The sequence below is a fragment of the Methylophaga sp. UBA1464 genome, from assembly GCF_002325665.1.
Taxonomy (GTDB): domain Bacteria; phylum Pseudomonadota; class Gammaproteobacteria; order Nitrosococcales; family Methylophagaceae; genus Methylophaga.
This window is the reverse complement of record NZ_DCSO01000044.1, coordinates 27,986-33,746: the sequence shown is the minus strand read 5'-3', so window position 1 is coordinate 33,746 and position 5,761 is coordinate 27,986. Positions and strand designations below refer to the sequence as shown.

Below are 5,761 nucleotides of genomic sequence, written 5' to 3'. Positions count from 1 at the left end.
ATTATTGAAACCGGTATCGATGTGCCGACCGCCAACACCATCTTTATTGATAGAGCCGATAAATTAGGTCTGGCCCAGCTTTATCAAATCCGCGGTCGTGTGGGCCGTTCGCATCACCGTGCCTATGCTTATCTGATCACACCACCGCAACAGGCCATGACAGCCGATGCGATTAAACGTCTGGAAGCAATTGAGTCGATTGAAGATTTAGGTGCGGGCTTTACCCTGGCTACTCACGATATGGAAATTCGGGGTGCCGGTGAGTTACTGGGTGATGAACAAAGCGGCCAGATGCAGGAAATCGGCTTTACCTTATATAACGAACTGCTGGAACGCGCGGTCAATGCGTTGAAATCCGGCAAAACGCCGGATCTGGATAATATGGCTCGCCATACAGTGGAAATCGATCTGCATGTCCCGGCATTGATTCCGTCAGATTATCTGCCCGATGTGCATACCCGTCTGGTGTTATATAAACGCATTGCTGCTGCCGCAGACAAGGAAGCCTTGCGTGAACTGCAGGTGGAAATGATTGATCGCTTTGGTTTGTTACCTGAACCGGTGCAAACCCTGTTTGCCGTCCATGAGTTACGTCTTAAAGCTAAAACCATCGGCATTCGTAAGATTGATGTTTATGACCAAGGTGGTCGCTTATTGTTTGATAAAGAACCTCAGGTGGAACCGATGACCATCATCCAGCTGATTCAAAAACAACCTTCCCGTTTCAAACTGGATGGTCAGGATAAATTACGTTTTACCGATAACATGCCGGATGCCGAAAGCCGCATTCTGGCGATTGATTCACTGCTGGATAATCTGCTCAAGCCGGCCGCCTGATGCAACAGGATCGTAATTTTGACGATTTGGCTGAGCGTTTTAATGCGCGTATTTATGACACCCTCAAAGGTCAGTTGCGGCTGGATATTCTCAAACAGGATCTGCATCAGTTTACCCAGACAACATCCCTAAACGTTTGGGATGCCGGTTGTGGCGCCGGACAAATCAGTTTGTGGCTGGCTGGCTTTGGTCATCAAATGACCTTATGTGATATTTCTGGAAAACTGTTGGCGCAGGCACAACAACATTTTGCTGAAGCCAAGTTGCAGGCCCGTTTTCATCACACCTCCATTCAAATGTTATCCCCGCAGTTAAACAACTTCGATTTGGTGATTTGCCATGCGGTAGTGGAATGGCTGGCAAGTCCCCTGGAGACCCTGAAACAGGTAATGGATCGCGTTAAAACAGGTGGTTATCTGTCACTGATGTTTTACAACCGCAACGCCATGGTCTACAAAAATGTCATTCGCGGTGGCTGGAGACTGGAACCAATCCTCAATGATCGCTATATTGGTATCGGAAATAAGCTCAGTCCGCCCTTTCCACAATATCCAAATGAAATAATTCAGTTTTTACAAAATAATGGTTTTGAAATTATTCAGCACAGTGGAATTCGTGTGTTCAGCGATTATTTGAACTCTGAGAGCCGAAACCAGACAAATGAACAGGAATTACTGGCATTAGAGCACCAATATTGCCGTATGCCAACCTACCGTGACATGGGACGTTACGTACATTTACTGATTGAGAAAAAATCTCCGGATTAGTAAGGATTACTTCATAATATGCAGTTCTATCAATTTTACCTTGATAAAAGCGTTTTGACGTTATAGTCCGTTTAAAGATTTAGGAAAAACATGTTCAAACATAAACTACCACTCATCATATTAGTATCAAGCCTGTTCACCACAGCTTGTATTCAAAACGAGACTCGTCCCAGTGTTTCTAACGAACAGTTAAAATCAGCTTTAAGCGACAGTGAATCCAGATTAGAAACGCAGTTCCGTCAACAATGCCAGAAAATCATTGATAACCAGAACAAGCACCAGGCTGGACTGCAATCGTTTTCCAAAGAGCAGCAAATTACCCGTAAACAGTTAGATGAGATTAATGAACAGGTCGTTCAGCTTAATGAAAAACTCGCCCAACGCGCAGTAGTTCAAGCAGCACAAACTGTTCAGCCTATTGATTCCCAGAGCTGTCCTCCCCCGGCACCAATGACTCTCAACGATAAATTAGTGTTGGGGCAAACCGAATGGCTATGGATTGAAGCCGTGAATCGTGTATTCCCCGCGCGTGTAGATACCGGAGCCACTACGTCATCATTAACTGCACAGGATATCGTAACCCTGGAACGGGATGGTCAGAAATGGGCTCGCTTTACCATCGTTCCGGAGGAAGGCAGTGATAACAGCTATGAAGTGGAAGCGCCAATAGCCAGAACGGCCAATATCCGCCAATCGTCCACAAACGAAATTGATAAACGTCCCGTCGTCAGACTGACCATTCGTATTGGAAATATGACTGATACGGCAGAATTCACCTTGACCGACCGATCGCATATGAGCTATCCGATTCTGCTGGGTCGTGAATTTTTAAAAGATATCGCTGTAGTGGATGTTGCGAAGAAAAATGTTCAGCCTAAACCTGAGTTACTGAAAGATCGCGCATCAGCCATACCCAAAAAAGCCAAACAGGCCAACCCAAAAGCAACAGACGAAGAGTAAGGATCCATCATGGCATCACGTACGCCTTTTTATATTCTGGTCAGTCTGCTGTTTCTTGCTGGCACAGCGCTAACCTTACACCGGCATATTGCATTTGATATCCCATGGTTCCCGGGAGAGCAGCGTCAAACCTGGTCGATTGAAGCTAAAGTAGATTTTGAAGCCAGCGGCGATCCGGTGACAGCACGATTAGCCATTCCTAATACCCAGCCGGGCTTTACCCAGCTCAATCAACAGACAGCCAGCCCTGGCTTTGGATTGTCTTTTGTTGATCGCACTGGTGGAACCTATGCAGAATGGTCGAAAAGAGAAGCCAATGGCAATCAATCGCTTTATTACAAAGTCGATATGCTGGTCGATCCGTTTGCTATTCCACCGGACCAGGAACCGGTTACCAATGTACAACCTAATGTCGAAAAAGAGCCTTATGCGACGGCAGCGCAGATGATTCTGGAGCGTGCCACTGAACGTTCTTCTTCAAACTACACATTAGCCCGCGAACTGATTCATGAATTTAATAACCAGCAACAAACCGCTGAACTGCTTGCGCAGATCAAACCCAAAACCGTCTGGATTGCACAATTGCTTCAGGAAGCCGGTGTTCCAGCCAGACGTATTCATGCGTTAGAACTTGAAGATGGCCGCCGCCGGCAGTCGTTGATTGAATATATTCAGGTATTTGACGGCAATGATTACGAGATTTTTAACCCGGAAACCGGGGTACAGGGTCAGGCAGAAAATATGCTGCTCTGGCAATACCATTCCGGTCCGGTACTGGAAGTGGTTGGCGCCACCAATGCTCAAGTCACTTTTTCGATGATTTCGCAGGAACAACCATTCAATATAGCCCTGAATCAAAAGTTTGCTGATAACGAATGGCTGAATTTTTCACTCTATACCTTGCCTCTTGAGGAACAAGCCATTTTTAAAGGCATTTTGTTGATCCCGGTAGGTGTATTGATTGTTGTGTTGATGCGTATTCTGGTGGGTATTAAAACTTCAGGCACCTTCATGCCGGTATTGATTGCCATGGCGTTTATCCAAACCAGTTTACTGACCGGCTTGATCGGCTTTTTACTGATTGTCGGTGTGGGTTTGATGATCCGATCCTACTTGTCCTATCTCAACTTGTTACTGGTCGCCCGAATATCCGCGGTCATTATTATGGTTATTGGTATGATCGCCATCTTCTCAATCATCGCTTATAAATTTGGTTTAACCGAAGGCATGAAGATCACTTTCTTCCCGATGATTATCCTCGCGTGGACCATCGAACGTATGTCGATCCTGTGGGAAGAAGAAGGCGCCAAGGAAGTTATGATTCAAGGCGGTGGCTCATTACTGGTCGCCATCCTCGCTTACCTTGCCATGAACCTCGATTGGGTACGCCATTTAACGTTTAACTTTATGGGCATTCAGTTAATTCTGATGGCACTGACGTTAGTTGCGGGCAGCTATACAGGCTATCGATTACTGGAATTAAAACGCTTTAAGCCCCTGACCAAGCTGCATAACCAATGAACGCACCAGCTGAAAAAAAAATGGGTTGGTTTGAAACCCTGCGAGAACGCTATGCCCATCCCAGTGCGCTCAGCAAAATCGGGGTATTGGGGATGAATCGCCGTAACGTTTCCTATATCAGTCGCTACAATCCACGGCATCTGTTCCCGCTTGTTGATGACAAATTGCAAACCAAAGAACTGGCATTAGAAGCTGGTGTGAAAGTCCCTGATTTAATTGGTGTTATCAGTGAGCAACACGCTGTAAAAGATTTAAGCCAGATTCTGCAAAACTGCGAAAGTGGCTTTTGTATTAAACCGGCTCATGGTTCCGGTGGAAAAGGCATAATGGTTATCACTCGTCAGAGCGAAGAAGGTTACCGTAAATCCAACGGCCAGTTTGCCACCATTAGCGATCTGGAACGGCATGTTAGTAATATTCTGGCAGGTTTGTTTTCTCTGGGCGGCCGGGCCGACGTCGCGATTATTGAAGATTTGATCCACTTTGATGATTGCTTTAGTGGTTTCAGCTATGAGGGCGTGCCTGATACGCGGGTAATTGTCTTTCGCGGTTTCCCAGTAATGGCAATGATGCGGCTATCAACCGCTGACTCAAACGGCAAAGCCAATTTACATCAGGGTGCTGTTGGCGTAGGTCTTGATATTGGTGATGGACATGCGTTGCGTGCGGTACAGTTCGATAAACCGATTCTGTTACATCCGGATACCGGTTTGAATATGATGACGCTGAAAGTACCGCATTGGGAAGAAGTGTTAAATCTTGCCGTATCGTGTTATGAAATGTCGGGACTGGGATATCTGGGTACTGACATTGTACTGGACCGTTTTAAAGGCCCTATGTTACTGGAATTAAATGCCCGTCCGGGTCTTACCATCCAGATTGCCAATGGCAAAGGCTTATTGCCACGCCTTCGACAAATAGAGAGTCTCAGTCACAAGAAAAGAATGAGCGTTGCTGATCGCGTCGCTTATGCAAGGGAACACTTTACTGATCGTCACTGATTTAACAGGAGTCCGAAAAGATGGCTAATCAAACTAAATCAACTGCACTGATTCTGGGTGGGGCATTATTTCTGGGGTTAACCTTGCTGGGCTTCCAACTCGGTAAAGCATTGATTGATTTTAAACAGCTGGAACGCAGTGTCACCGTTAAAGGGTTATCTGAACGTGACTATCCTGCCGATGTGGTGATTTGGCCGATCCAGTTCATCGAAGCCAACAATGATCTGCCCGAATTGTACAAAGTGGTAGAAGATAACAGCAATAAAGTACGCGAGTTTCTGCGTCAGCGTGGCATCAATGAAGCTGAAATCACTTTTAACTCACCCAGTATTATCGATAAATCAGCTCAACAATATGGTGGCGGTCCGCGGGCAGAGTTTCGCTATACGGCAAACCAAACCATAACGGTTTATTCAGAAAATATTGAAGCCGTTCGTCAGGCAATGACAGCCTTGGCCGATCTGGGCAAACAAGGTCTGGTACTGGCTGGTGATAACTATATGGCACAGACTGAATATCTGTTTACCCGGCTTAATGAAATCAAGCCGGAAATGATTGAAGAAGCCACTGAAAATGCCCGCGAAGTCGCCGAGAAATTCGCACAGGATTCGGACAGTGATTTGGGCAAGATCCGCAGGGCTTCTCAAGGACAGTTCAGTATCACCGCCCGTGACA

At 46.2% G+C, this 5,761-nt stretch carries 6 protein-coding genes; all 6 read left to right on the top strand.

Features of this window, described 5'->3' with window-relative positions:
• On the top strand, positions 1-837 hold an 837-nt coding region (locus B3O33_RS04625; protein ID WP_349676294.1), incomplete at its 5' end, for a TRCF domain-containing protein.
• Positions 837-1,604 carry a methyltransferase domain-containing protein gene (locus tag B3O33_RS04620; protein ID WP_292362570.1) on the top strand — a complete coding sequence of 256 codons (768 nt, stop codon included), beginning with the start codon at positions 837-839 and terminating at the stop codon, positions 1,602-1,604. The genes B3O33_RS04625 and B3O33_RS04620, both read left to right, overlap by 1 nt.
• A gap of 90 nt (positions 1,605-1,694) precedes the next feature.
• Positions 1,695-2,564 (top strand): ATP-dependent zinc protease, encoded by an 870-nt coding sequence (locus tag B3O33_RS04615; protein WP_292362569.1) that lies wholly within the window; start codon positions 1,695-1,697, stop codon positions 2,562-2,564.
• Between the two features lie 9 nt (positions 2,565-2,573).
• Positions 2,574-4,085 (top strand): inactive transglutaminase family protein, encoded by a 1,512-nt coding sequence (locus tag B3O33_RS04610; RefSeq protein WP_292362568.1) that lies wholly within the window; start codon positions 2,574-2,576, stop codon positions 4,083-4,085.
• Positions 4,082-5,086, top strand: a complete 1,005-nt coding sequence (locus tag B3O33_RS04605) for an alpha-L-glutamate ligase-like protein (protein ID WP_292362567.1) — start codon at positions 4,082-4,084, stop codon at positions 5,084-5,086. The genes B3O33_RS04610 and B3O33_RS04605 overlap by 4 nt, the downstream gene beginning before the upstream one ends.
• A gap of 20 nt (positions 5,087-5,106) precedes the next feature.
• On the top strand, positions 5,107-5,761 hold a 655-nt coding region (locus B3O33_RS04600; RefSeq protein WP_292363073.1), incomplete at its 3' end, for an SIMPL domain-containing protein.